This is a genomic window from Citrobacter gillenii, from assembly GCF_013337685.1.
Classification (GTDB): domain Bacteria; phylum Pseudomonadota; class Gammaproteobacteria; order Enterobacterales; family Enterobacteriaceae; genus Citrobacter; species Citrobacter gillenii.
The window spans coordinates 18595-44807 of sequence record NZ_SUQN01000006.1; the positions used below are offsets into that span (position 1 = coordinate 18595).

Annotated in this window: 21 protein-coding genes, 1 tRNA gene and 2 pseudogenes; 6 read left to right on the forward strand and 18 right to left on the reverse strand. The window is 49.9% G+C overall.

The window, feature by feature from the left end; genetic code table 11:
* Window positions 1–35: 35 nt before the first annotated feature.
* Window positions 36–245 (forward strand): annotated as a pseudogene (locus tag FCH32_RS14560) (IS3 family transposase); the annotation flags it as partial.
* A gap of 938 nt (window positions 246–1183) precedes the next feature.
* Here the strand turns inward: FCH32_RS14560 and FCH32_RS14565 are convergent.
* From FCH32_RS14565 to FCH32_RS14575, 3 genes are all read right to left on the reverse strand, one after another.
* Window positions 1184–1537, reverse strand: coding sequence for a helix-turn-helix domain-containing protein (locus tag FCH32_RS14565; protein ID WP_174361111.1), 354 nt, complete (start codon window positions 1535–1537; stop codon window positions 1184–1186).
* Between the two features lie 43 nt (window positions 1538–1580).
* The gene (locus tag FCH32_RS14570) at window positions 1581–2096 is read right to left on the reverse strand and encodes a hypothetical protein (RefSeq protein ID WP_174361112.1); all 516 of its coding nucleotides are present in this window, start codon (window positions 2094–2096) and stop codon (window positions 1581–1583) included.
* A gap of 75 nt (window positions 2097–2171) precedes the next feature.
* Complete coding sequence (locus FCH32_RS14575; RefSeq protein WP_174361113.1) at window positions 2172–3638, reverse strand: efflux transporter outer membrane subunit; 1467 nt, start codon at window positions 3636–3638, stop codon at window positions 2172–2174.
* 89 nt (window positions 3639–3727) lie between these two features.
* Between FCH32_RS14575 and FCH32_RS14580 the strand changes: the two genes are divergently transcribed.
* The 4 genes from FCH32_RS14580 (at window position 3728) to FCH32_RS14595 (ending at window position 9436) form a co-directional block, all read left to right on the forward strand.
* Window positions 3728–4342, forward strand: a complete 615-nt coding sequence (locus tag FCH32_RS14580) for a TetR/AcrR family transcriptional regulator (protein WP_174361114.1) — start codon at window positions 3728–3730, stop codon at window positions 4340–4342.
* A 75-nt stretch (window positions 4343–4417) separates the two neighbouring features.
* A complete protein-coding gene (locus tag FCH32_RS14585; RefSeq protein WP_174361115.1) occupies window positions 4418–5527 on the forward strand; it encodes an efflux RND transporter periplasmic adaptor subunit in 1110 nt (369 codons plus the stop codon).
* Window positions 5524–8634: an efflux RND transporter permease subunit gene (locus FCH32_RS14590; RefSeq protein ID WP_174361116.1), complete on the forward strand. Its 3111-nt coding sequence runs from the start codon at window positions 5524–5526 to the stop codon at window positions 8632–8634. Before FCH32_RS14585 ends, FCH32_RS14590 begins: the two co-directional genes overlap by 4 nt.
* A complete protein-coding gene (locus tag FCH32_RS14595; protein ID WP_174361117.1) occupies window positions 8627–9436 on the forward strand; it encodes an oxidoreductase in 810 nt (269 codons plus the stop codon). The genes FCH32_RS14590 and FCH32_RS14595 overlap by 8 nt, the downstream gene beginning before the upstream one ends.
* Window positions 9437–9753: 317 nt before the next feature.
* Here FCH32_RS14595 and FCH32_RS14600 read toward each other — a convergent pair.
* From FCH32_RS14600 to actS, 11 genes and pseudogenes are all read right to left on the reverse strand, one after another.
* Window positions 9754–10247 (reverse strand): annotated as a pseudogene (locus FCH32_RS14600) (IS66 family transposase); the annotation flags it as partial.
* Between the two features lie 177 nt (window positions 10248–10424).
* Window positions 10425–10850, reverse strand: a complete 426-nt coding sequence (gene arsC / locus FCH32_RS14605) for a glutaredoxin-dependent arsenate reductase (RefSeq protein WP_174361118.1) — start codon at window positions 10848–10850, stop codon at window positions 10425–10427.
* Window positions 10851–10862: 12 nt separating this feature from the next.
* Complete coding sequence (arsB, locus tag FCH32_RS14610; protein WP_174361119.1) at window positions 10863–12152, reverse strand: arsenite efflux transporter membrane subunit ArsB; 1290 nt, start codon at window positions 12150–12152, stop codon at window positions 10863–10865.
* 47 nt (window positions 12153–12199) lie between these two features.
* Window positions 12200–13957 (reverse strand): arsenite efflux transporter ATPase subunit ArsA, encoded by a 1758-nt coding sequence (gene arsA, locus FCH32_RS14615; protein ID WP_174361120.1) that lies wholly within the window; start codon window positions 13955–13957, stop codon window positions 12200–12202.
* A 16-nt stretch (window positions 13958–13973) separates the two neighbouring features.
* A complete protein-coding gene (gene arsD, locus FCH32_RS14620; RefSeq protein WP_174361121.1) occupies window positions 13974–14336 on the reverse strand; it encodes an arsenite efflux transporter metallochaperone ArsD in 363 nt (120 codons plus the stop codon).
* A gap of 47 nt (window positions 14337–14383) precedes the next feature.
* On the reverse strand, window positions 14384–14734 hold the full coding sequence (arsR, locus tag FCH32_RS14625) for an As(III)-sensing metalloregulatory transcriptional repressor ArsR (RefSeq protein WP_047620677.1): 351 nt from the start codon (window positions 14732–14734) through the stop codon (window positions 14384–14386).
* 131 nt (window positions 14735–14865) lie between these two features.
* Window positions 14866–16629: a P-loop NTPase family protein gene (locus tag FCH32_RS14630; RefSeq protein ID WP_174361122.1), complete on the reverse strand. Its 1764-nt coding sequence runs from the start codon at window positions 16627–16629 to the stop codon at window positions 14866–14868.
* A gap of 8 nt (window positions 16630–16637) precedes the next feature.
* Complete coding sequence (locus FCH32_RS14635; RefSeq protein ID WP_174361123.1) at window positions 16638–17747, reverse strand: dsDNA nuclease domain-containing protein; 1110 nt, start codon at window positions 17745–17747, stop codon at window positions 16638–16640.
* Window positions 17748–17979: 232 nt separating this feature from the next.
* A complete protein-coding gene (locus FCH32_RS14640; protein ID WP_174361124.1) occupies window positions 17980–19164 on the reverse strand; it encodes a tyrosine-type recombinase/integrase in 1185 nt (394 codons plus the stop codon).
* A gap of 164 nt (window positions 19165–19328) precedes the next feature.
* Window positions 19329–19402 (reverse strand) — tRNA-Gly (locus tag FCH32_RS14645).
* A 79-nt stretch (window positions 19403–19481) separates the two neighbouring features.
* Window positions 19482–20240: an amidase activator ActS gene (gene actS / locus FCH32_RS14650; RefSeq protein WP_168246980.1), complete on the reverse strand. Its 759-nt coding sequence runs from the start codon at window positions 20238–20240 to the stop codon at window positions 19482–19484.
* Window positions 20241–20400: 160 nt separating this feature from the next.
* Between actS and idi the strand changes: the two genes are divergently transcribed.
* Complete coding sequence (gene idi, locus FCH32_RS14655) at window positions 20401–20949, forward strand: isopentenyl-diphosphate Delta-isomerase (protein WP_174361125.1); 549 nt, start codon at window positions 20401–20403, stop codon at window positions 20947–20949.
* Between the two features lie 93 nt (window positions 20950–21042).
* On the opposite strand, the gene lysS is transcribed toward idi, so the two are convergent.
* The 4 genes from lysS to dsbC all read right to left on the reverse strand — a co-directional run bounded on the left by lysS (window position 21043) and on the right by dsbC (window position 26211).
* Window positions 21043–22560: a lysine--tRNA ligase gene (gene lysS / locus FCH32_RS14660; protein WP_096755805.1), complete on the reverse strand. Its 1518-nt coding sequence runs from the start codon at window positions 22558–22560 to the stop codon at window positions 21043–21045.
* 9 nt (window positions 22561–22569) lie between these two features.
* Window positions 22570–23668 (reverse strand): peptide chain release factor 2 gene (gene prfB / locus FCH32_RS14665; protein ID WP_115257544.1). Its coding sequence is split into 2 segments (ribosomal slippage): window positions 22570–23592 and window positions 23594–23668, totalling 1098 coding nucleotides; the frame shifts between segments, so codons are not numbered across the junction.
* Window positions 23669–23758: 90 nt separating this feature from the next.
* A complete protein-coding gene (recJ, locus tag FCH32_RS14670) occupies window positions 23759–25492 on the reverse strand; it encodes a single-stranded-DNA-specific exonuclease RecJ (RefSeq protein WP_174361126.1) in 1734 nt (577 codons plus the stop codon).
* Window positions 25493–25497: 5 nt separating this feature from the next.
* Entirely contained in the window at window positions 25498–26211 is a 714-nt protein-coding gene (gene dsbC / locus FCH32_RS14675) for a bifunctional protein-disulfide isomerase/oxidoreductase DsbC (RefSeq protein ID WP_096755802.1), read from the reverse strand.
* Between the last annotated feature and the right edge of the window lie 2 nt (window positions 26212–26213).

The window sequence follows — 26213 nt, forward strand, 5'->3', positions numbered from 1 at the left end:
TTACTCCTAGAAAAAAAAGCAGAGCTCCTCCCCCTAACAGTCCAATGGAACGCTTCTTCAAGAGTCTGAAGAACGACTGGATACTGGTGACGGGTTACACAAGCTTCAGCGATGCAGCTCACGCCATAACGGACTATATCGTTGGATATTACAGCGCGCTCATGCCGCATGAATATAACGGTGGGTTACCCCCAAACGAATCGGAAAACCGATATTGGAAAAACTCTAGCGGTGGTCAGTTTTAGTTGACCACTTCATCCACAATGATATCCACTTTTAATGTGGATAACCTTTGTACTTCGGTTCAGGGTGCTGGAGCAGGTCACATCCGTATCTGGCAGCAGTGGATTGCCTGAGGAGTCAGATCCTCGTTCACAGTGGACCTAAAGCTCGGTTAGCTCGTCCGCTTTGAGCGAAATATAGTCATTGACTACCGAATCTCTTTTCGGCGAAACGCGCTACTAAATAGCTAGCGCGTACGCAATGGCACGTTAGTGCTGATATACGTCAGGAGTAAAGCGTGATGTAAATTTTTCTGATGAATTTTCAGAATGTATCATCCGGGCTTACCGATGGCAGTGTTGTTTCGGATCAAAAAGGTGTGAAATATAAACAGCAGCGCTGATGTTTAAATAATTATCAAGTCTGGCATGATGAGAGAGAAACTTAACTTATGCGAGGATCGCAAGTATGCTGAATCTTATTGTTGTCGGAAGCCCCAACTACTACACTTTTTTTTCTGAACCCAGCGGCAATGACTCTTTCCCAGTGTCGCGACTCTTCGAATCCACGCCAAAGGTTTATCATCAGGTGTGAAGCGACCGCTGTTGAAGTCTCCGGTCTGGGCATAGAGCAAGTTATGACGGCCGGTTTGTTACTCGGTATAACCGACGATACCGATGATTAATACCCATTTCCCGTTGATTGAGAAAAAAGCCGGTATTCGACACAACGACCACCTTGTTTCCTGAAGTACCTATCCGCTCGCCATAGCACGTGGTCGAATGTCCACTCACCGCTGTCTGCCGAAGCGAGCAGCAGTGCTACCGGATCGCCATACACTGACGCGCCAAGTAGCATAAAATAGTGGTTTCTTTCGCCATCAAACAGTTCCGTTTTCGAAAAAAAATGGGAGGGCACGGCCTCCCAAATTCAGTGGCTTACTTATGTTATTATAGTTATTTTACTTTCCGTCAGCACTATGATGACGGCTAAATGTCTTTCTGTATTTTTGTGGGGGTAGTTGATACTTTTTATGAAACGCTCTGGTAAATGATTGTTGAGAGTCAAAACCATACTTTATGGCCAGATTAATCAGTGGCTCATTTGAGGTTATGAGTTTATCAGCAATCAAAATTAGTTTTCTTTCTCTGATAAAATGACCAAGAGTTTGTCCAGTCTCCGCTAAAAATAATCTTTGTAAGTGCCATTTCGAATAACCGGATTTAATGGCAATATCATCGATTTTTAGATGGGATTCAATATTGTTATTTATCAATAGGATTAAGTCACTAATAAAATTTTTTGTGTTTTTCATGGCATAGGTCTCAACGTATTATGCTCTTGGGCAGAATGGTGTTTTATCCTAAAATGTTTAGTGTGGCTGATTCAGAAGATGTCTGAATATTTATCTCCAGCGAATAAGTGACCTTTATGGATATTAGCAGAACCCGAAGAAAAAAGAGGTAGTGTTCAATCTGTTCACTGGTTAAATGGAAACAGGGCGAAAGATTATGCAGCACAACATGTCGGTTTATAAAACTCTCTGCTTTGGGTGGAATATTTTCTTTATTGAATGAAGGCATGGTATCTAACAAAATGACTAACTGTGTCTGTCTATAAGTAGTCTTTTCCTGAACATTGTCTGAGCTTATTTTCTGAGGGAAGATGATAAGAGTATCGGCTTCATCCACTACGGACTGACAATTGTCCTGAACCCAGCAGGGAAACTTTATTGCAAGCAGGTTTGCCCGTTCAAAATCCCCGGCTGAAAGAAAAACATGAGCGCAAGGATCAAGGCGGAACAATTCAACCAGAAAGTCAACCAGAAAGGTTTCAGTCAGATCATCTACCCCAAGGATACCAATTCGTGTCATTACGTTACCCTCTTGTTGTTACGCTCATTCAAATAAACAACTATTTGTCTTGTTTAATAAAGTCAGTGACCCTTTTTATCCTGGCGTATTTGCCATTTCGCCAGATAATGACGATTGCCACCCACCGCCCAGCGCCTTGAATGCTGCCACTGCTGCACGGGCCGATTCTGTCTGTGCCTGCACTCTGGTATCGGAAGCCTGGAGAAGCATTTCATCGTTGTGCAGCACGTCAATCAGGCTGGCGGTTCCTTGCTGAAAAGCGATAAAAGAAGACTGTCGGGCGCTGGACAGGGCGGTTTCACCGCGGGTTAGTGTAGCTGCTTGTGTCTGGTGATTGACCAGTGCCGAGAAGGCATTCTCGGCATCTTCCGTTGCGCGTAACACTGACAGACGATAAGCGGCAAGCGCTTCTGCTTCCTGGCCTTTAGCCTGCTCTATCTGCGCATTGATACGACCAAAGTCAAAGAGCCGCCAGCGTAACCCCAGCACCCCCGACGACTGGCTGGCTCCGGCAGTGAAAAGGTTGCCGGCTGATACTGCCGTTGCGCTGCCAAGCAGCGCGTTAAGGGAAAACTTTGGATAATACTCGCTGACAGCAACTCCGATACGGGCGCTTGAGGCAGCCAGATGACGCTCGGCCACAATAATATCGGGTCTTCGGCGAAGCAGGTCAGCAGGGGTGCCCATTGCAGTGATTGCGGGTGTATGAGGAATTGCGCCCGGTGAAGTCAGTTGGGCGCGATGCGTCCCGGGAGGCGTACCGAGCATAACGTCCAGCGCATTCATGGCAGCATCGAGCCCGTTTTTCAAAACGGGTACCGTTGCCTGTACCTGTGCCAGTGCGCCTTCTGCCTGGCGTACCTGATATTCCGGCGCCAGCCCTTTGCTTTGTAAAAGCTGCGTTTTTTCCAGCAGTTGCTGTTGTGTGATGACCTGTTTATTCGCAATATCCAGACGGGTCTGCAATCCACGCAGGGTGATATAGATATCCGCAGTCTGTGCGGCGACCGCAAGACGTGTCGCCGCAACACTGGCCTCTGAAGCCTGATAATCGGCCTGGGCAGCCTGTCGGCCGCGCCTCAGGCCACCAAACAGATCTATCTCCCAGCCTGCATTGAGATCAGTTTCATAAGAATTGCCGTAGCGATTATAATCCGGAGTCGAATTGAGCACCTGACCCAACGGTGTTTCAACCGACTGCCTGGCACGGGCTGCCTGGCCGCTGATATTTCCCGACGGAAGCAGTGCCGCCGTTGAGGCTCCCAGCCCGGCCCGGGCCTGTGTCATCCTGGATGAAGCCTGGGCGAGGTCGAGATTTTGCGCGAGTGCGTCTGAAACGAACCGGCTTAACAGGGGATCGCCGAAGCTCTCCCACCAGACTGAGAAACTGGCGGGTTCGGATGCACTGCGCTGCTGTAAGGCCGGTTGAGCCTGATAACGCTCCGCAAGTGGCACTACAGGCTGATGATAGTCCGGTCCGACGGTACAGCCAGCAAGAATGCCGGTACTCACTATCAATGCAAGAACACGTTGGGGAAACATGAATAAGCCTTGAGTCGAATCTGAATTGTGACCACATTACCAAATAGTCACTCGTTGTCAATCATATTGCTTTGAGCTAAGCTGGAATAATGATTAAGAAGATGAACGAAACTCCCTCCAGGGGACCTTCAGACCACAGTGTCCGGGATCAGGTCGTTGAGGCGGCCACTGAGCATTTCAGCCACTTTGGGTACGAAAAAACCACCGTCTCCGACCTCGCCAAAGCAATTGGTTTTTCAAAGGCTTATATCTACAAGTTTTTCGATTCCAAACAGGCGATCGGAGAAGTGATCTGTGCTAACCGGCTGGCGAGCATAAGGGACATTGTCAACGCAGCGATTGTGGATGCACCAACAGCTGCAGAGAAAATAAGACGGTTATTCAGGGCATTATCAGAATCCGGATGTGATTTATTTTTTCATGACCGTAAGTTACACGACATCGCGGCTGTTGCTGTGCGTGACAAATGGCCCTCAGCACAAGCTCATGAGCAGCAGTTACGGCAGCTCATTGAGCAGATCATTGTTGAAGGGCGCCAGGCTGGTGAATTCGAAAGAAAAACGCCACTGGACGAAGCAGCAGATGCGATTTTTATGGTCATGCGTCCCTATATCAGCCCGGTTCAGTTGCAATATAATCTGGAAACCGCCCAGTCAGCGGCGGTGTTGCTGCCATCACTGATTCTGAGAAGTTTGTCACCCTGATTATGTGACTATTGACAAATTTGGTCACAAGTATAAATATGGATTCCTGTCCTGTTTAATGAATTAAGGGAACCCATGCTCGGGCTTAAACCTGTCTCCTTTGCTGTCTGTCTGTTGCCGTTTGCCCTTGTAGCCTGCGGTGACGCTTCCGATAACAGTGATCCACGTAGTCTGCCACCTCTGGTCAGATCTGCCGCAGCGATCAACGCAACCGACTTTTCCCGCGCTTTCACGGGGGTGGTGGTTGCACGCATTCAGAGCGACCTTGGTTTCAGGGTCCAGGGCAAAATCCTGGAACGCCTCGTTGATACCGGTCAGGTCGTGAAACGTGGTCAGCCACTAATGCGTCTGGATCCTGTTGATCTGAGCCTGCAGGCTCAGGCTCAGCAGCAGGCCGTTGCCGCTGCACGAGCCCGCGCCCGACAGACAGCGGATGATGAATCGCGTTATCGCGGTCTGGTCAGCGCAGGTGCTGTATCGGCATCCGCTTACGACCAGATTAAGGCCGCCGCAGATACGGCCCGGGCTGACCTCAGTGCCGCCCAGGCGCAGGCTAATGTGGCGCAAAACGCCATGGGCTACGCGGTCCTGGTGGCCGATTCCGACGGGGTGGTGATGGATACGCTGGCCGAACCAGGTCAGGTGGTCAGTGCCGGCCAGCCGGTTATCAGGCTGGCCAGAGCAGGGCAACGCGAAGCGGTCGTGCAGCTACCTGAGACGCTGCGTCCGGCTGTTGGAAGCGCGGCGCTGGCCTCACTGTACGGCAGCGATGAACAACCTGTTTCAGCGAAACTGCGGTTGCTCTCTGATGCTGCTGACCCGCTGACGCGCACGTTTGAGGCAAGGTACGTGCTCGACAGTCCATTGTCTGGTGCCCCCCTGGGGTCCACTGTCACCCTCCATATTGCGCAGAACAAAGCATCGCAACCGTTGTTGCAGGTGCCTTTAGCCGCCATTTTTGACGCGGGTAAAGGCCCGGGCGTCTGGAGCATTTCAGGTAACCCCGCCAGAGTGGCATGGCGACCCGTTCAGGTTGTCAGCCTCGGGGATGATGAGGCAAGCGTGACCGGCACCCTTAAGCCCGGCGAACAGGTTGTGGCTCTGGGCGCTCATCTGCTCCATGACGGTGAGACAGTCCGGCTGGTTAAGCAGAGCGATGTCAGTGTCGCCAGGAGTCGTCCATGAGTCGCGGGCGTTTTAATCTTTCCGCGCTCGCCGTACGCGAGCGTTCCGTTACGCTGTTTCTTATACTGTTGATCACCGTTGCAGGTATTCTCTCATTCCTTGGACTCGGACGTGCAGAGGACCCACCCTTTACGGTCAAGCAGATGACCATCATTACGGCCTGGCCGGGGGCGACTGCTCAGGAAATGCAGGATCAGGTGGCCGAACCGCTGGAAAAACGCCTCCAGGAACTCAGGTGGTATGACCGCACTGAGACCTACACGCGTCCCGGTCTGAGTTTTACCATGCTCTCATTGCTGGACAGTACTCCCCCCTCAGAGGTCAAGGAAGAATTCTATCAGGCGCGCAAAAAGCTTAATGATGAGGCAAAAAAACTGCCGGCAGGCGTTATCGGCCCGATGGTCAACGATGAGTTCTCGGATGTCACTTTTGCGCTCTTTGCGCTGAAGGCAAAAGGAGAGCCACAGCGGCTACTGGTGCGCGATGCCGAGTCATTACGCCAGCGCTTATTGCATGTCCCCGGGGTGAAAAAGGTCAATATTATCGGTGAGCAGGCCGAGCGGATATTTGTCTCATTTTCCCATGACCGTCTGGCAACCCTGGGGGTCTCTGCTCAGGATATCTTTGCTGCCCTGAACAACCAGAACGTGCTGACGCCTGCCGGCTCGATAGACACACGTGGGCCACAGGTTTTTATCCGTCTGGATGGGGCGTTTGACAAGCTGGAGAAAATTCGTGAAACGCCTGTTGTATCGCAGGGAAGGACACTGAAGCTTTCTGATGTCGCGACAGTTGAGCGTGGCTACGAAGATCCGGCGACCTTTATGGTGCGTAACCAGGGCGAACCTGCACTTCTGCTGGGTATCGTGATGCGTGAGGGCTGGAATGGTCTGGATCTGGGTAAAGCGCTGGATAAGGAAGCCGCCAGCATCAATGCGGATATGCCACTCGGCATGACATTCGCGAAAGTCACCGATCAGTCAGTCAATATCAGTTCCGCCGTAGACGAGTTCATGATCAAATTTTTCGTCGCGCTGCTCGTCGTGATGGTGGTCTGCTTTCTCAGTATGGGCTGGCGTGTGGGTGTGGTGGTTGCGGCTGCAGTGCCCCTGACGCTGGCTGTCGTCTTTGTGGTCATGGAGGCGTCAGGTAAAAACTTCGACCGTATTACCCTGGGCTCGCTTATCCTGGCGCTCGGTTTACTGGTGGATGATGCCATCATTGCCATCGAAATGATGGTGGTGAAAATGGAGGAGGGATACGACCGGATCAAAGCCTCGGCCTATGCCTGGAGCCACACCGCTGCGCCAATGCTGGCTGGTACGCTGGTCACGGCTGTCGGCTTTATGCCCAACGGTTTTGCGCAATCCACAGCGGGTGAATACACCAGCAATATGTTCTGGATTGTGGGGATTGCCTTGATCGCCTCCTGGGTGGTGGCGGTGGTGTTTACGCCGTATCTCGGGGTGAAAATGCTGCCGGACATCAAAACGGTTGAAGGGGGGCATGATGCTATCTACAACACCCGCCGCTACAACCGTTTTCGTCAGTTGCTGACGCGGGTAATCGCGCGAAAATGGCTGGTCGCAGGTTCTGTCATCGCGGTATTCACCGTTGCCATTCTCGGTATGGCGCTGGTGAAAAAGCAGTTTTTCCCGACGTCTGACCGGCCTGAGGTTCTCGTGGAAGTACAGATGCCGTATGGCACTTCCATTGAACAAACCAGCGCAGCCGTGACGAAAATTGAGGACTGGCTGAAGCGCCAGAAAGAAGCAAAAATCGTGACGGCTTATATCGGGCAAGGGTCACCCCGCTTTTATCTCGCCATGGCGCCGGAACTGCCGGATCCCTCTTTTGCGAAAATTGTTATCCTGACGGACAGTCAGGAATCCCGTGAGGCGCTCAAGTTCCGTCTTCGCCAGGCGGTGGCCGATGGACTGGCTCCTCAGGCGCGGGTTCGCGTGACCCAACTGGTGTTTGGCCCCTATTCACCCTATCCGGTTGCCTTCCGTGTGACAGGGCCGGATCCCGCCGTATTGCGCGACATTGCGGATAAGGTGAAAACGCTGATGCAGTCCAGCCCGTTAATGAGAACGGTCAACACGGACTGGGGCTCACGGGTGCCGACACTGCATTTCACCCTGAATCAGGATCGCCTGCAGGCGGTAGGGCTGACATCAAACGCCGTTGCACAGCAGCTTCAGTTCCTGCTTTCGGGCATCCCGATCACCGCTGTGCGAGAAGATATTCGTTCGGTGCAGGTTATGGGGCGTGCTGCCGGGGATATCAGGCTTGATCCTGCGAAAATAGCGGGTTTCACCCTGGTCGGCTCTGCAGGGCAGCGTATCCCATTATCGCAGGTTGGCGAGGTCGAAGTGCGGATGGAAGATCCTGTTCTGCGCCGTCGTGATCGGATGCCAACCATTACCGTTCGGGGTGATATCGCTGAATCCCAGCAGCCGCCAGATGTCTCCACTGCGATTATGAAGCAGCTGCAGCCCATCATCACAACGCTTCCTGATGGATACCGGATTGAACAGGCTGGCTCGATTGAGGAGTCAGGGAAAGCCACCAAAGCGATGGCCCCCTTATTCCCAATCATGATAGCCATGACACTGCTGATCATTATCCTTCAGGTGCGTTCGATGGCGGCGATGGTGATGGTGTTTATGACTGCACCTCTGGGGTTGGTAGGCGTGGTGCCAACCTTGCTGCTCTTCAACCAGCCCTTTGGCATCAATGCGCTGGTTGGTTTGATTGCCCTGTCAGGGATTTTGATGCGTAACACGCTGATCCTCATCGGGCAGATCCATCATAACGAGCAGGAAGGGCTTGAACCCTTTTATGCGGTCATTGAGGCAACGGTACAGCGCTCCAGGCCTGTACTGCTCACGGCGATGGCTGCCATTCTGGCCTTTATCCCGTTAACACATTCGGTGTTCTGGGGAACCCTTGCCTATACCCTGATAGGTGGGACACTGGCTGGGACCATCATTACGCTGGTATTCCTGCCTGCCATGTATGCTATCTGGTTCCGGATAAAGAGCCCGGCTTCAACCTCGTCAACCGAAAACCAATCCACTTCTGAAGGATTAAAAAATGTCTGAACATAAAGCCGTTCTGATTACCGGCGTTTCGTCAGGTATTGGCAGGGCGGCAGCCCTGGCTTTTAAAGCCAGAGGTTGTCAGGTATTTGGTACTGTCAGGGATATCAATAGCGCTTCCCCGTTGAATGGTGTTGCGCTGACAGAAATGGATGTACGCGATGAACATTCGGTACAACAGGCAATTGAAAGAGTGATAGCCAAAGCCGGACGCATTGATGTTCTGGTTAACAGTGCGGGAGTGTCCCTGATTGGTGCGGTTGAGGAAACGTCAGTAGAGGAGGCCACCCGGTTGTTTGATACCAATTTTTTTGGGGCATTACGTACGACAAGAGCCGTACTGCCACACATGCGAAACCAGAAAAGCGGGCGCATCGTGAATGTCAGCTCCGTGCTGGGCTTTCTGCCCGCGCCCTTTATGGGTATCTACGCTGCGTCCAAACATGCTCTGGAAGGCATGTCTGAAACCCTGGATCACGAGCTACGTGGAAGCGGTGTTCGCGCTACGCTGGTTGAGCCTTCTTTTACAAGAACAAAACTTGATGTGAACTCCGCTGAAACGGCAGAAAAGATAGCCTTTTATGAGAATGCGCGAGGCCAGACCCTGGGGACCATACTGAAACAAGTCAGTACGGCTTCCTTACCCGAGAGCGTTGCAGGGGTAATTGTTACTGCAGCATTAGGGCCATGGGAAATGCGACACACACCGGGCGGTGAAGCCACGCTGCTTGCCAGACTACGTCGTTTTGCACCTGCCAGTATGGTTAGTAAGGGATTGAGAAAAGCCTTTGGAATGAAAGATTAGTCACTTGAGAATCATGCCTAAGCTGGAATAAATGCAAGTCGATGGATATGCCAGTTGCGCAGTACTGCGCAACTGGCATGACTTTTTGTGTCAAAACATTCTGTATTATCCCACCAAAGCGGGCCAATGCGTTGCTCTGAAAGTCTGGTATTAGCACCGCGACCTGCTCAGTATAAATTATACATAACACAGTGTTATCAACGTCCGCTCCTGGCACAAAGCGGACCGCCTGAAGCGTTGCGAGGTCTGCTATGAGGTAATGTTCCGGTGAACTCACATTGACGAAGCCGCCCCGTTCTGCATTTCGCCGTTTTGAGTCAGTCGATCAGGGGATTTTTCGCGAAGGGTAATAACTCATGTAGCCGATCTTCCGGCCATTTCGGCAGGCGTTCCAGCACCCATTTCAGCCAGCCAGACGGCTCCGCGCCGTCTCCAGCAGACTCATCACCGCTGCCGCACGATACCCTGCCTGCAACGATCCGGCGAACAGCCACGTATTCCGCCCCATCACCACCTGGCGGATCGCACGCTCGCACCGGTTATTGTCCAGCGGCAATGCGCCATCCTCCACGAACCGGCTCAGTTCTGTTTTGTGAGACAGCGCATATTTTATCGCTTTATGCAGCGCTGAACCCGGCGCGCATTTCTGCGCCTGCGCCGTTAGGCAGACCCACAGGGTATCCAGTTGCGGTTTCGCATACCGCTGTCGCCACTGCCTGAGGGATTTGAATGGAACGGCATGGAGTTCAGCGTATTGCAGGCGGGTAAGGCCGCTGGCCCGCCAGCATGCGACGTGCTGTTTTTTCTCTTTAATGGTCCAGCGTTTTTTTGGCATCGTGTGACTCCGGTAAGTCCGATTAAGTGATGCAGCCCATGCTAACGGGCTGAAAATCGTTGTGAAGATGAGTTCACCGGAACGTTACGCTATGAGCGAAAGGTGGACGCCCGCATAGCGTTAACAGGCGTCCGATATTTTAAAGTGGGCAGATTACTTAACACGCTTCCCCGTTTCGCCAATGACTTTCTCACCATCCTCTTTGGTAAATGCTCCTTTCTGACGTTCCGGAATGATATCCAGAACCAACTCCGAAGGACGGCAAAGTTTAGTTCCCAGTGGCGTCACTACAATCGGACGGTTAATCAGAATCGGATGTTGCAGCATAAAATCGATTAACTGGTCGTCAGTAAATTTATCTTCTGCAAGACCCAGTGCCTCAAACGGTTCGACGTTCTTACGCAACAAAGCACGGACGGAAATGCCCATATCTGCAATGAGTTTGACCAGCTCATCGCGTGAAGGTGGAGTCTCAAGGTAAAGAATAACGGTCGGTTCAGTACCACTATTGCGGATCATCTCCAGCGTATTACGCGATGTGCCGCAGGCTGGGTTGTGATAAATGGTGATGTTGCTCATATCAGTATCTCATTACAAAGTGAAAGAGAGACGTAGCGCCAGCGCTGCCAGCGTTACAAACAGCACAGGCAGAGTCATGACGATCCCGGTGCGGAAATAGTATCCCCAGGTGATGGTCATATTCTTCTGTGAAAGGACATGCAGCCAAAGCAGCGTTGCCAGGCTACCAATCGGTGTGATTTTCGGCCCCAGATCGCAGCCAATCACGTTGGCATAGATCATCGCCTCTTTGATAACGCCTCTTGCGGTGCTTCCATCAATAGAGAGAGCGCCAACCAGCACGGTAGGCATGTTGTTCATGATGGAAGACAGGAAAGCCGTCAGGAAGCCGGTACCAAACGTCGCAGCCCAAAGTCCTTTATCTGCCAGCACGTTCAGTACGCCAGAGAGATATTCTGTTAGACCGGCGTTACGCAGGCCATAGACCACCAGATACATCCCCAGAGAGAAGATGACGATCTGCCATGGCGCACCGCGAAGCACTTTGCCAGTGTTAATGGCATGGCCTCGTTTCGCCACCGCAAACAGAATGGCAGCCCCTACAGCAGCAATCGCGCTGACCGGGATACCCAACGGCTCAAGGACGAAAAAGCCAACCAGAAGAAGGATCAACACGATCCAACCGGTTCTGAAGGTTGCCAGATCTTTAATCGCTTTTGCCGGTGCTTTCAGAAGAGCCAGGTCGTAAGTCGGCGGAATATCTTTGCGGAAGAACAGATGCAGCATCACCAGCGTGGCGATAATGGCGGCGATATCCACCGGCACCATAACAGATGCATATTCCGTGAACCCCAGACCGAAGAAATCAGCCGATACGATATTCACCAGGTTCGACACGATAAGCGGCAGGCTGGCCGTATCGGCAATAAACCCGGCAGCCATGACGAATGCCAGTGTCGTGCCTTTGCTGAACCCTAATGCCAGTAGCATGGCGATGACTATCGGCGTCAGAATAAGTGCCGCACCATCGTTGGCAAACAGTGCCGCCACCGCCGCACCGAGCAGAACGATATACGTAAAGAGCAAACGTCCACGACCGTTACCCCAGCGGGAAACGTGCAGCGCTGCCCATTCGAAAAAACCGGACTCATCAAGCAGCAGGCTGATAATAATTACGGCAATAAAGGTCGCCGTCGCGTTCCAGACGATATTCCACACCACCGGAATATCTCCCACATGCACAACGCCAGATATCAGAGCCAGTCCCGCGCCCAGCATTGCACTCCAGCCGATCCCTAATCCCTTTGGTTGCCAGATAACCAAAACAATGGTCAGGACAAAAATAGCGCCTGCCAGTAACATAAAACCTCCTGACAGGGCGACTTTGTCGCCCTGTATATGCCAAAAAATTAACTCATCAACTCTCTGAGCTTTTCAATACCGGCGGGCTCTGACGCCAGCACCGGAACAAGCGCTATACGGTCAGCGTGCTGATTCTTAACAGCCTCAATCTGAGGCAGTTCCTGATGAGCACGCTGGCAAAGCAACGGAGAACGCGTATCCGCAATGGAAAGGCTGTTATTGATAATCCAGCCCCGCGGATGAATCCCCGCTCTTTCAAGATCAGCCTGCAGGTTTGCCGCTTCCAGCACCGGTGTGGTTTCAGGCAGAGTGACCAGCAGGACTTTGGTGCGTTCCGGGTCCTGAAGCTGCATCATCGGAGTGGAAAAATGACCTTTATCCCCCATCTTCTTGGCAATCTCACGGTGATAAGCCCCGGTAGCATCAAGCAGTAATAGCGTATGCCCGGTAGGTGCCGTATCCATGACCACAAACCGTTTGCCTGCTTCACGGATTACGCGTGAGAACGCCTGGAACACCGCAATCTCTTCCGTGCAAGGAGAACGTAAATCCTCTTCGAGCAGCCGTTTCCCTACCTCATCCAGATTCCTGCCTTTCGTCTCAAGAACATGCTGCCGATAGCGTTCAGTTTCATCGTGAGGGTTGATTCGGCTGACCTGTAGATTTTTGAGACTTCCATTGAGCGTTGCACTGAGATGTGCAGCGGGATCTGAGGTGGTGAGATGGACATCAAATCCCATATCCGCCAGCCTGACGGCGATGGCAGCAGCCATCGTGGTTTTACCTACGCCACCTTTGCCCATCAGCATAATCAAACCGTGTTCACTACGGGCGATATCATCAACCATGGCAGACAGCGACACATTCTCTGGCTTGACCTGCATGCTCTCGCTCTGTACAGGAAGCGATGCTGATTCAGCATATTCGTTTAGCAGGCCTTTCAGCGCGGAGACACCAACCATGTTCAGCGGCTGAAGGTATAAGCTGTCTGTCGGCAACTCAGATAACCCGGAAGGAAGATTTGCCAGCGCTTCTTGTTCCCGTTGCCATATCGCAGCGGCCAGGGCGTCATATTCAGCTTCGGCTTTAGGCAGCACACCATTAATCACCAGGTACTGGTTTTTCAGCCCAATCGCAGCCAGTTCTTCATAGGTGCGGGCGACTTCCTGCAGCGTAGATTTTTGCAGTCGTGCAACCAGAACCAGTCGGGTACGATCAGGATCGGATAACGCCTCTACTGCATGAGCATACTGCTCACGCTGCTTTTCCAGCCCGGCCATTGGGCCAAGACAGGAAGCACCATCTGGATTGCTTTCAATGAAGCTACTCCAGGCACCGGGAAGCTGGAGAAGGCGAATCGTGTGGCCCGTCGGCGCTGTATCAAAAATGATGTGATCAAAGCGGGTCAGCAGAGAAGCGTCGGTCAGTAAGCCAGTAAACTCATCGAACGCCGCAATCTCAGTCGTACAGGCTCCTGAAAGCTGTTCGCTGATACTGTTAACAACGTCATCAGGCAGAAGACCTTTGATAGGATCAACGATTCTGGAGCGGTATTGTTGGGCGGCTTCCTGCGGGTCAATCTCCAGAGCAGAAAGCCCAGGAACTGCCGTCACAGGGCGAATGGTGTTACCGATAGCCTGGTCGAATACCTGTCCGACATTCGAGGCAGGATCGGTACTGACCAGCAAAACCCGCTTACCCTGTTCGGCAAGGCGGATAGCCGTCGCGCAGGAAATGGAAGTTTTTCCTACGCCTCCCTTACCGGTAAAAAACAGATAAGGCGGGATGTTCTGTAAGAATTTCATATGTCCTCCTGACATATCAGCAACAGGAAGTATTACCACCACAGCAGTTGGTGGGAGCTAACCCTACCCTCTCCAGCGGTATACCAAACCAGCGAGCTATCTCAGCACGTTTTGGGTACCGCCCTGCCATCACCGTTTCGCCATCCAACAGCAGTAGCGGAAGCCCTTCTGCCCCAGATGCTTCTAGGAATGCTTTCGCTTTCTCGTTCTGAACAAAGCTCATAGGCTGCTGTGCCAGATTGTAACGTTCAACCTGTACACCACGTCCTTTCAGCCACTGCACATCAGCAGAAAAATCAACCAGAACCTGATCGACATCTGAGCCACATACGCCGGTACTGCAGCACATTGCCGGGTCAAACACCGTTAACGTCTTCATCCTGAATACCTCACATTCGTAAAATCATATATGTTCAGGCAAATTTTTTAGATGCAAACAGCCTTACCGCTACCAGAGCAGTTTGCCGATGCCAGCTTACGGGCGATGGCCTGTACGTCGTCCTGTTGGCTTAACCAGGCCTGCTCAATCACCTGAGCGGCCCAGGAAGGAATATGCGGGGATAAGCGGTAGTGAACCCACTTGCCCTGTTTGCGATCCAGCAATAGACCACTTTCCCGGAGCATTGCCAGATGGCGGGAGATCTTAGGCTGTGACTGCTCCAACGCCGTGCAAAGATCGCACACGCACAGCTCTCCCATCTCCCTGAGCAGCAGCACGATGCCCAGGCGGGTTTCATCGGAGAGATTTTTGAAGAGTTGTAATGCTGTAAAAATCATAGTCGTTCCCCTACCTATCTGGTTCTATAATACTCGGTGAAAGATTCCTTGCAAGATCATATACGAAAAAACGAATGTATTGCATAAATAGCGAACGCACAAACTTGTGCGTTCGCTATTAACTAAAGAAATTATTCAGTAAGCTTACAAGTATCCACAAAGATATCGAGGTTTAAATCCAAAGGTTTGGATAAAAATGTTCTCTCGTGCTTCCCATCACCAATAAAGAATACATTCGTATCCTCTGGGAAATATCGGTCCTTAATATCTTTAACCTTGGCTCTTCGGAATGCATTCACCTCTTTACCATCTTGCAAGAGGTTATCCTCAGAATACTCAGACATCGATATAAATGATTGAGTATCTGTCGGAAGATTTCTTCCAACAAACGACAGTATGATATCAAAATTTCTGTCATCGATATCTTCTTTAAGAATTGCATCGAGCATAAATGGAAGTCGATGTATATTGTCTGTTTCTCTTATTAAAGAATTTAATGAAAAATGATATGACATTACAGTTTTATGAAGCTCAACGCCTTGAAAAGGGAACGAGTTTATTTTATAAAGATCTGTATATCTAGGTTCTGTTACATTGAACAACTGCATGTCATTAAGGTATTTTTTAAATATCTCCTTGAAATCTTTTTCTTTGTTAAACCGCTCGACAAAAAGAGACTGCTCCTCTCCCATTCCATCAATCAACCCTTTAATTTCATCAGACCTTTTTGTATGTTCTTCTATCTCTTCATGAATATTGCTTAACAGACGTATGTTTGCTTTATTATCGATCCATGTATTAACAGATACATTTTGTGATTTTTTCTCAAGAAAACATGAATATTTTGAAGATATATCAATTTCCAACTTTTTAATCTTCGCAAGAGAACCATTAATATCAGACTGTATTTTTTGTATTTTATTATTTATTTGCTCTGATAGTTTATCAGTATCATTGATGTTTTGATAATAACCATATAATCCCTCTAAGGAATAAGGAAGTATTTGAGTACACGCAGGACAACGATCAATATTGTTATAGTTTTGGTTTTTAATATTTCTTTTAGTTCTTCTTAGTATCTTGACATGATTTTTAGTTAAGGATAATTTATTACACAAACTAGTATATACATCACGTTCTTCGTCTAATGATGCTACTAAATTTATATAACCATCAATATACTTCTGAGCCTCATCACCGAATTCTTCATCTAGTAATTTAGAAACAACAAAGTGAGGCTCAGCGCTATATTTATTCAATGAGGAGATCTTCGACTGAAGTTGTGCCCGCTCTTTTGTTAACTTATAAAAATATTCTTTATCAAAAGAATTTTCTATTCCAAGATAATAATCAAGATATGTGTCTTTAAAATCTTTATAAAAACCAAGGTTAGAGAATGACTCTCTTAAATAAACCCACCCTACAGATTGAGAAATATAATAAGGTAGGAACATACATTCTATCGATGCTTTTTTTAGCTCGCCCTTTTGTTCTAAAAGCATGTTAAAATCAAATAATTGAGATAACATCTCTTTAAGCTTCACATGTTCAACTCGACCATCAGAGTCAATTCCATGAAAGCTAAAAACATTCCCCCCATCCTCTTTTAAATATATGCTACCAAGCTCTCTTACTATTATATATTTTTTATCTACACCTCCTTTAGTGATGCTGAAATCCAATCTGAATGTAGGGTTGTATCGAATAATTTCACTCAAGCCATCTTTAACATCATTAATTCCAAAGGTAAATAAAACACTCTGTATTAAAGTGCTTTTACCCGAGGTATTACACCCACTTATTATGTTTATTTTATTTGAAAACTTTTGATCGAAATATAAATTATGACTTTCAGAGACAACAAACAATCTATCAAACTTTATAATTGTCTTCATGGTTTACCTTAATCGTAACACTCAACGTATGAACACAGAACTGCAAAAAATGTATCAATATTATCTAGGTTTATAGAATGAGATTTTCTAACATTATCAACATATGCAGTTAATGCGTCTTGAAGAGAAAAATATTGAGTTGTGTAATCATTATTTCTAACAAAGCCTTTAATAATTTGATAATCGTAATTACTCATATCCTTGAGTAGTTCAAAAGAGTTAAGTATATAGTTTTCATGATTTTTCTGTATATTAAGTGGTATTCTAAATTTCATTGAGAATTGCTGTGCTGCGGCACGCCAATAGTCGAATGCTTTTTGCTGTGAATCAATCATATTCATAACTTTTTTAATATCGTCGCCTTCAACCCTTTTTGTTGGATCAAGTAGGCGTATTTCCTGCCCTTGGTTATATACAGTTTCCACATCCCTAAATAGAGTAAGTATCACATCAATAGCTGCTTTCGAATCAGCTATATGAGGGAATTTTATAACCATAAGTCCAATAAGAGATTCTTTTTGTTTAGCCGCAGTTCTTGGGAAGTCTACCCACTGAATATTTAAGTTACTTAGCTCTTGTCGATGAAAAGCAGAAGATCCTTCATTGCAAATTTCTGTTATTTTTTCTTCAATTTTAACTCTAATACTTTCGTGTAATTTATCATATGCACAGGTCGAGTTTTGCTCATTTATCTTTACTATCTGCTCAGTAGTACCTTCGTCTTTTAACTTCTTCAGAGGCGAATATTTTAATTCCATTTCTGTATTTGATATAAAGGTTAACTGATGTCTATAATCCTCACTTTTTTCGAAAGAATCATTTTTTAGATTATCCCCTACCAATAGAATTTTAGATACCATCTCAGAAAATCTAGCATCAATAGTCCATATTTTTCCGCTAAGCTTTTTTGCCTGGTAGGCATATATCTCGTTAATATAAACTAAACAGTCAGTTTTATAGCAAAAAAGAAAATCATCATGATGTTCAATACAAATAAAAAAGTTTTTGTTAATGAAAGAATTAAAATTATCTAACAAAAGATATAATGCACAGTTTCTCTGAAACTCGAAACCTGTTAAGGCATCTACCCCAGCATTTACCGCTTTATTTTTAGCCACCTCAATCTCCTACAATAGCTAAAAATTTCAATTGTTATCCAGCTATTCTAGTGGATGCAAATGAAACTATTTAAGGCGATATGTATCACGAAAATCAAAAAAAATAAATTTATAGAACCGTTTTTAGTGATCTAATGCACTGTTTAATATACTGTTTTTTTATACAGCCAACAACAATAATGACCTTAGAGAAGGGAAAAACATCAAAACCTCGTTTTCCCTATTCTCAAACTTATACGAACTTAGTTAAACACGCTTCGACATAATCCCCATACCACTGCATCATTTCCCTCCTCCCCTCCAGATATTGAGCATGGTTATACGTTCCACGAATTGAGTTCTTATCGACGTGAGCCAGCTGTAACTCAATCCAGGCCGAGTTAAATCCCTGCTCATGCAAAATGGTACTCATCGTGTGGCGGAATCCATGCCCTGTAACGCGTCCTGCATAGCCGATGCGCCTTACCAACACAGTCAATGCCATATCACTCATCGGTTTCTTAGGATTATTACGTCCTGGGAACAGCAACGCTCCTGCTCCCGTCATAGGTTTAAGCTGATTAAATAGGTCAATTGCCTGGCTTGATAATGGAACCAGATGAGTGCGGCGCATTTTCATGCGCTCTGCTGGCACGTTCCAAACCTTCCGCTCAAAATCAAACTCCTGCCACTCCGCTTGCCTCAATTCCCCAGGCCTTACTCCAGTCAAAATAAGTAATTGCATCGCAATCTTAACAATCACACTACCGGCATAGGAGTTCAGGGTCCGAAGAAACTCTGGCAATTCATCCTGGATTAAAAAAGCATAGTGCTCTTTCTCATGAGGAGTTACGGCGCTGGCTAGATCAGGTGCTGGATTGTACTCGGCCCTGCCAGTCACAACGGCATACTTCCAGACCTCTCCACAACGCTGGCGAACCTTACGGACCTTCTCAGTTGCTCCTCGAGCTTCTATCTTTGAAAGAACAGCAAGCAACTCCATCGGTTTGATATCTTTGATTGGTCGGTGGCCGATATAAGGAAATACATCCTTCTCAAAGGTTCTCATCATCTCTTCACGATAAGAGACAGACCAGCGATCATAGCGACGCTGATACCACTCTCGAGTGATAGCCTCAAACGAATTTTCAGCGTCTTGTTGACGACTAAGTTTCTCAATTTTTCGTTCAAGAGAAGGATCGTTACCTGCCGCTAATGTCCTTTTTGCATCCTCACGCTTACTTCTGGCCTCAGCTAAAGAAACATCGGGGTAAACGCCAATAGCGAGCAGCTTCTCTTTACCTAACGAACGGTATTTGAGACGCCAGTATCTTTTACCGTTGGGATTAACCAGCAGGTAAAGACCACCACCATCAGCCAGTTTGTAGGGCTTCTCTTTGGGTTTTGCAGTTTCAACCTGACGAGCTGTCAGCTTCATTGGGGGTACCTCTCAGCAGGGGGTACAATTATACCCCCATCCATACCCCCACATTGAGCTTGACCCTGGGGGAGTACAATTGAGTTCAATAGACTAATAGAATGCTATAACTGCTGATTTATCAAGGAAAAGTTGAGTTTGATAGACTTCAGGGGAGTTGAGTTTGGAGCGGGCGAAGGGAATCGAACCCTCGTATAGAGCTTGGGAAGCTCTCGTTCTACCATTGAACTACGCCCGCATTGAAGTGCGTAAGGGATTATAAACCTTACACACTTCCTGGCAAGGGGCTGATCGACTGACTGGCGATTAATTCACCGTCAGCATTTTGGCTTGCTGCCCTGCGGCGGCAAATAGCGCTGCGGATCGATAGCCGTAGCGCGATAACGGATCTGGAAATGCAGGCGCACCGAAGCCGCATCAGAGCTGCCCATGGTGGCAATTTTCTGCCCGGCTTTCACTGTTTGCCCGTTGTTAACCAACAGCGTATCGTTATGGGCGTAGGCGGTAATGTAATCTTCGCCATGTTTTATCATCACGAGGTTGCCGTAGCCACGCAGCTGATTGCCGACATAGACCACCTTCCCGGCTCCAGCCGCATAAACAGGCGTGCCGCGCGCGGCAGAGATATCAATCCCCTTGTTGCCACCTTCAGCCGTGGAGTATGGCAATATCACCTTCCCACTCGCTGGCCACTGCCAACAGCGTTGCCCTACCGGTGGCCAGGATGACTGTGGCACAGAAGAAGACGGTCTGACTGCTGCCGTTTTGGTGGAGGATTTCGATTTAGATTTTGTTTTCGCCGATGCCGTGCTGGTTTTCGCGCCACCGCTGACCTTAAGCTTTTGCCCAACTTCTATGGTATAGGGGGGAGAAATGTTGTTCAGGCGCGCGATCTCTTTGACGCTGGTCCCTGTCGCACGTGAAATACCATACAGCGTATCTCCCCGCTTAACGGTATAGGTAGAACCAGAACCGGAATCAGATGAGCTTGAACATCCCGCGACGATCAGGCTGCTCAGCAACATTATTGTGATAACAAAGCGTTTTCTCATCAGGCGTCCCGCACTCAAAACAATTCCTCGCAACATTTTAAGACGCTTTATCATAGCAGTCCGATGCCGGATGCCAAATCATATCGCGGCACGAATCGTCCGTTCAGGCATTTCACACCGACGGATAATCAATCGGCCACAATTAGGCATATAATAGTGATGCTCAAGATTAATGGTGGATGCGATGCGACAGGAACATGTCATTTTGTTGAATGAGCAGGACCAGCCCTGCGGAACACTGGAAAAGTATGCGGCGCATACCGCTACAACGCCCCTACACTCAGCCTTCTCCTGCTGGCTCTTTAACGACCAGGGCCAACTGTTGGTGACTCGGCGTTCGCTACACAAAAAAGCCTGGCCAGGCGTCTGGACTAACTCGGTCTGCGGCCATCCGCAGTCCGGTGAAACTACTGCAGACGCCATCATCCGTCGCGCTCGTTTCGAACTGGGTGTGGAGGTAGCCGAACTCACGCCCGTGTATCCTGATTTTCGTTACCGCGCTGCAGACCCCAGTGGGATTGTGGAAAACGAAGTTTGCCCGGTCTATGCCGCACGAGTTATCAGTGTGCGACGGCCAAACACGGATGAAGTAATGGATGAGCAGTGGAGTGAACTTGAGGATGTCTTACGTGCGCTGGATGCCACACCGTGGGCCTTCAGCCCGTGGATGGTAATGCAGGCATCTAACGATAAAGCGCGCGAATTATTACGCGAGTTTGCTAACCGTAATTGATTGCCGGATGGCAACGCGAAAGCGTTTTATCCGGCCTACAAATCATGCTTATCGTAGGCCGGAAAAGCGTGGCGCGATCTGGCATTTCACATCTTATTTAACCGGACGCATCGCCGGGAACAGGATCACGTCACGGATGGTATGGCTGTTGGTGAACAGCATAACCATACGGTCGATACCAATCCCCAGACCGGCTGTCGGCGGCAGACCGTGTTCCAGAGCGGTAACGTAGTCTTCGTCGTAGAACATCGCTTCGTCATCGCCCGCATCTTTGGCGTTAACCTGATCCTGGAAACGCTGCGCCTGATCTTCTGCATCGTTCAGCTCGCTGAAACCGTTACCGATTTCGCGTCCACCAATGAAGAATTCGAAGCGGTCAGTAATTTCCGGGTTGTCATCGTTACGACGAGCCAACGGAGAAACCTCTGCCGGGTACTCGGTAATGAAGGTCGGCTGAATCAGGTGCGCTTCCGCCACTTCTTCAAAGATCTCCGTCACGATACGACCCAGACCCCAGCTCTTCTCAACCTTGATGCCGATAGATTCAGCAATCGCTTTAGCAGAGTCGAAGTTGTCCAGATCCGCCATGTTGGTTTCCGGACGGTATTTCTGAATGGCTTCACGCATGGTCAGTTTTTCGAACGGTTTACCAAAGTCGAAGACTTCTTCGCCGTAAGGCACTTCGGTGGTTCCCAGAACGTCCTGCGCCAGCGTGCGGAACAGCGATTCGGTCAGTTCGATCAGGTCTTTGTAGTCCGCATAAGCCATATAGAGTTCCATCATGGTGAACTCTGGGTTATGACGAACGGAGATGCCTTCGTTACGGAAGTTACGGTTAATTTCGAACACACGTTCGAAGCCGCCAACCACCAGACGCTTGAGGTACAGTTCCGGCGCAATACGCAGGTACATGTCCAGATCCAGCGCGTTATGATGGGTGATGAACGGGCGTGCAGCAGCACCGCCAGGGATCACCTGCATCATCGGGGTTTCCACTTCCATAAAGCCGCGGCCAACCATGAACTGACGAATACCCGCCATGATCTGTGAGCGCACTTTAAAGGTATTGCGAGATTCATCGTTAGAGATGAGATCCAGGTAGCGCTGACGGTAACGCGCTTCCTGATCCTGCAGGCCGTGGAATTTGTCCGGCAACGGACGCAGCGCTTTAGTCAGCAGACGCAGCTCGGTGCAATGGATGGACAGCTCGCCGGTTTTAGTCTTAAACAACTTACCTTTCGCGCCGAGGATATCGCCCAGATCCCATTTTTTGAACTGCTCGTTGTAAATGCCTTCCGGCAGATCGTCACGCGCAACGTACAGCTGAATGCGGCCACCAACGTCCTGCAGCGTAACGAATGAGGCTTTCCCCATAATGCGGCGGGTCATCATACGACCGGCAACGGATACCTCAATGTTCAGCGCTTCCAGCTCTTCGTTTTCTTTCGCGTCGAAGTCAGCGTGCAGTTGGTCTGAGGTGTGATCGCGACGGAAATCGTTCGGGAACGGGATCCCCTGCTCGCGCAGGTTAGCCAGCTTCTCACGGCGCGTTTTCAGTTCATTGTTAAGGTCGGCTACCGCGTCAGCGCCCTGTGCGTGTTGTTCAGACATGTTGGTTCCTCATAACCCTGCTTTCAAACTTGCTTCGATAAATTGATCCAGGCTGCCATCCAGCACCGCCTGCGTGTTACGGGTTTCAACCCCGGTACGCAGATCTTTGATGCGGGAGTCATCCAGGACATAAGAACGAATCTGGCTACCCCAGCCGATGTCGGACTTGGTGTCTTCCATCGCCTGCTTCTCGGCATTCTTCTTCTGCATTTCCAGTTCATAAAGCTTCGCTTTCATCTGCTTCATGGCCTGGTCTTTGTTCTTGTGCTGGGAACGGTCGTTCTGGCACTGTGTCACAATCCCGGTCGGGATGTGGGTAATACGCACCGCAGATTCTGTACGGTTAACGTGCTGACCACCCGCACCTGAAGCGCGGTAAACATCAATGCGCAGGTCTGCCGGGTTGATTTCGATATCAATGTCATCGTCAACTTCCGGATAGACAAACGCAGAGCTGAACGACGTATGGCGGCGACCGCCGGAGTCAAACGGGCTCTTACGTACCAGGCGGTGTACGCCGGTTTCAGTACGTAGCCAGCCGTAAGCATATTCGCCAGCGATTCTGATGGTCACAGATTTAATACCCGCCACTTCACCTTCAGATTCTTCAATAATTTCAGTCTTAAAGCCGCGTGCTTCAGCCCAACGCAGATACATGCGCATCAGCATGCTAGCCCAGTCCTGCGCTTCGGTGCCGCCAGAACCGGCCTGAATATCGAGATAGCAATCTGCGCTGTCATATTCACCGGAGAACATACGACGGAACTCCAGCTGCGCCAGCTTTTCTTCCAGCGTATCGAGTTCGGCAACGGCTTCGTTAAAGGTTTCTTCGTCGTCGGCTTCTATAGCCAGTTCTAACAGGCCGGAGACATCCTCCAGGCCCTGGCTCATTTGGTCGAGCGTGTCGACAATGGCCTCAAGGGAAGAACGTTCTTTGCCCAGCGCCTGCGCGCGTTCGGGTTCGTTCCAGACGTCCGGCTGTTCCAGCTCGGCGTTTACTTCTTCCAGACGCTCTTTCTTGGCATCATAGTCAAAGATACCCCCTAAGAACGTCAGAGCGTTCCGTGAGGTCCTGAATGCGGTTATTTACCGGATTAATTTCAAACATGGTCTGTTTTCTTTTATTGGACGAGTCAAAATGCGGTTATAAGAGCGGGATTGTAACCAATCCACGCTCTTTTTTATAGATATAGTGACGCTAAAGTGGCCAGATATTATCGATAATAATTTGCAATGAGCGGTTGCCGCGAAACTCGTTAATATCCAGCTTATAGGCCAGCGTGACTTCACGAACGCCGTTATCCGGCCAGATAGCGGTATCAACGTTAAACGCAATACCGTCCAGCAGCGGTCCGCCGTCGACGGGCTCAACCATCACCTTCAGATGACGCTCGCCAACCAGACGCTGCTGAAGCAGGCGAAAGCGCCCGTCAAACAGCGGCTCCGGGAACATTTGCCCCCACGGTCCTGCATCACGCAGCATTTGTGCGACGTCCATGGTCATCTCCGCCGCACTTAGCTGGCCATCGGAGACCACTTCGCCCTGCAGTAAGGCAGGATCGAGCCACTCGGTCACCAGCTCACCAAAACGCTGCTGGAAGCACTCAAACTGTGCTTCTTCCAGCGATAATCCTGCCGCCATGGCGTGGCCGCCGAACTTAAGGATCATGCCCGGGTAAAGGGTATCCAGTCGCTCCAGTGCATCTCGCATGTGCAGGCCCTGAATCGAGCGCCCCGACCCTTTAAGGGTGCCGTCTCCAGCCGGTGCAAAGGCGATCACCGGACGGTGAAAGCGCTCTTTAATGCGTGACGCCAGGATCCCTACCACGCCCTGATGCCACTCGGGGTGATACATCGCCAGCCCGCCAGGCAGCGTCTCGCTGCTGCGCTCAAGCTTCTCGCACAGGGTCAGCGCTTCCGTCTGCATGCCCTGCTCTATCTCTTTCCGCGTCTGGTTGAGCGCGTCCAGTTCACTGGCAAGCACCCGCGCGTCGCCAATGTTGTCGCACAGCAACAGCGCCACGCCAACAGACATATCATCCAGGCGGCCTGCCGCATTCAGGCGTGGCCCCAGCGCAAAGCCTAAATCGCTGGCGGCCAATTTCTGCGGGTCGCGATTTGAAATCTCAAGCAGCGCTTTAATGCCAGGACGACATTTCCCTGCGCGAATACGGCTCAAGCCTTGCCACGTCAGGATGCGGTTATTAGCGTCCAGCGGGACAACATCGGCCACCGTACCTAGCGCAACCAGATCAAGTAGATCTGCGAGGTTTGGCGGGGTGATAGCTCGCTCATCAAACCAGCCCTTATCACGAAGAAAAGTACGCAATGCCAGCATCAGATAAAAAGCCACGCCGACGCCCGCCAGTGATTTCGACGGGAACGTACAGTCGTGCAGGTTAGGATTAATAATCGCCACTGCACCCGGCAGGGTATCGCCGGGCAGGTGGTGATCGGTAACCACTACCGGGATCCCCAGCGTTCTGGCATGTTCAACGCCGGCATGGGAAGAGATGCCGTTGTCGACGGTGACGATCAGCTGAGCGCCGCGGGCATGTGCCTGATCCACCACCTCCGGGCTCAAACCATAACCGTCTTCAAAACGGTTGGGCACCAGGTAGTCAATGTTGTTACATCCCAATGCTCGCATCGCCAGAATGCTCAGCGCCGTGCTGGTTGCGCCATCGGCGTCAAAATCCCCCACCACGATAATGCGGGTGCCTTCACGAAAAGCGTTATAGAGGATCTCCACCGCCTTTTCGACACCGCTCAATTGCTGCCACGGCAACATGCCTTTGACGCTACGCTCAAGCTCCTGCGCGCTACGCACACCGCGGCTGGCGTACAAACGACGCAACAGCGGCGGCAGATCGGCAGGCAGGTCGCTAGTCTCGTCGGCTTCACGACGACGAAGTTGTATCTGTTGTTTCACGCGAATTATTTACCGCTGGTCTGTTTTTGGTGCGCGTCGAGGAACGCTTTCATCTCTTTCGGTCCCTGATAGCCAGGAACAACATAGCCATTGCTCAGAACGATCGCCGGCGTGCCGCTTACACCAAACTGCACGCCCAGCGCGTAATGGTCAGCAATATCCACATTACAAGTTGCTGGCTTCACGCTTTTACCCGCCATGGCATCATCAAACGCTTTGTTTTTATCTGACGCACACCAGATGGATTTCATGTCCTGCTCGGCCTGGCTTTCCAGTCCCTGGCGAGGGAAGGCCAGATAACGCACGGTAATTCCCAGTGCGTTGTAGTCTTTCATCTCTTCATGCAGCTTGTGGCAATAGCCGCAGGTGATGTCGGTGAAAATGGTAATAACGTGTTTTTCCTGCGGCGCTTTATAGATGATCATCTCTTTTTCCAGCGCGTTCAGCTGCTTCATCAGCAGTTGATTGGTGACGTTAACCGGACTTGCACCGCTCACGTCATACATCGGTCCCTGAATAATATGCTTGCCGTCTTCGGTGACGTACAGCACGCCGCTGTTGGTCAGTACAGTTTTCATTCCCGCAATCGGAGCAGGTTGAATTTCAGTGCTTTGTACACCCAGCTTCGTTAATGACTGACGAATCGCCGCGTCGTCTGCCTGCACCATGCCTGAAAACGCCGTCGCCAGCAGGGTGAGCATCATAAAACTTTTTTTCATAA

What these genes read in the sequence shown, in the direction of transcription:
- FCH32_RS14565 (WP_174361111.1), bottom strand. Translation starts at nt 1,537, where the DNA reads ATGAAAAACACAAAAAATTTTATTAGTGACTTAATCCTATTGATAAAT.
- FCH32_RS14570 (WP_174361112.1), bottom strand. Translation starts at nt 2,096, where the DNA reads ATGACACGAATTGGTATCCTTGGGGTAGATGATCTGACTGAAACCTTT.
- FCH32_RS14575 (WP_174361113.1), bottom strand. Translation starts at nt 3,638, where the DNA reads ATGTTTCCCCAACGTGTTCTTGCATTGATAGTGAGTACCGGCATTCTT.
- FCH32_RS14580 (WP_174361114.1), top strand. Translation starts at nt 3,728, where the DNA reads ATGATTAAGAAGATGAACGAAACTCCCTCCAGGGGACCTTCAGACCAC.
- FCH32_RS14585 (WP_174361115.1), top strand. Translation starts at nt 4,418, where the DNA reads ATGCTCGGGCTTAAACCTGTCTCCTTTGCTGTCTGTCTGTTGCCGTTT.
- FCH32_RS14590 (WP_174361116.1), top strand. Translation starts at nt 5,524, where the DNA reads ATGAGTCGCGGGCGTTTTAATCTTTCCGCGCTCGCCGTACGCGAGCGT.
- FCH32_RS14595 (WP_174361117.1), top strand. Translation starts at nt 8,627, where the DNA reads ATGTCTGAACATAAAGCCGTTCTGATTACCGGCGTTTCGTCAGGTATT.
- arsC (WP_174361118.1), bottom strand. Translation starts at nt 10,850, where the DNA reads ATGAGCAACATCACCATTTATCACAACCCAGCCTGCGGCACATCGCGT.
- arsB (WP_174361119.1), bottom strand. Translation starts at nt 12,152, where the DNA reads ATGTTACTGGCAGGCGCTATTTTTGTCCTGACCATTGTTTTGGTTATC.
- arsA (WP_174361120.1), bottom strand. Translation starts at nt 13,957, where the DNA reads ATGAAATTCTTACAGAACATCCCGCCTTATCTGTTTTTTACCGGTAAG.
- arsD (WP_174361121.1), bottom strand. Translation starts at nt 14,336, where the DNA reads ATGAAGACGTTAACGGTGTTTGACCCGGCAATGTGCTGCAGTACCGGC.
- arsR (WP_047620677.1), bottom strand. Translation starts at nt 14,734, where the DNA reads ATGATTTTTACAGCATTACAACTCTTCAAAAATCTCTCCGATGAAACC.
- FCH32_RS14630 (WP_174361122.1), bottom strand. Translation starts at nt 16,629, where the DNA reads ATGAAGACAATTATAAAGTTTGATAGATTGTTTGTTGTCTCTGAAAGT.
- FCH32_RS14640 (WP_174361124.1), bottom strand. Translation starts at nt 19,164, where the DNA reads ATGAAGCTGACAGCTCGTCAGGTTGAAACTGCAAAACCCAAAGAGAAG.
- idi (WP_174361125.1), top strand. Translation starts at nt 20,401, where the DNA reads ATGCGACAGGAACATGTCATTTTGTTGAATGAGCAGGACCAGCCCTGC.
- lysS (WP_096755805.1), bottom strand. Translation starts at nt 22,560, where the DNA reads ATGTCTGAACAACACGCACAGGGCGCTGACGCGGTAGCCGACCTTAAC.
- dsbC (WP_096755802.1), bottom strand. Translation starts at nt 26,211, where the DNA reads ATGAAAAAAAGTTTTATGATGCTCACCCTGCTGGCGACGGCGTTTTCA.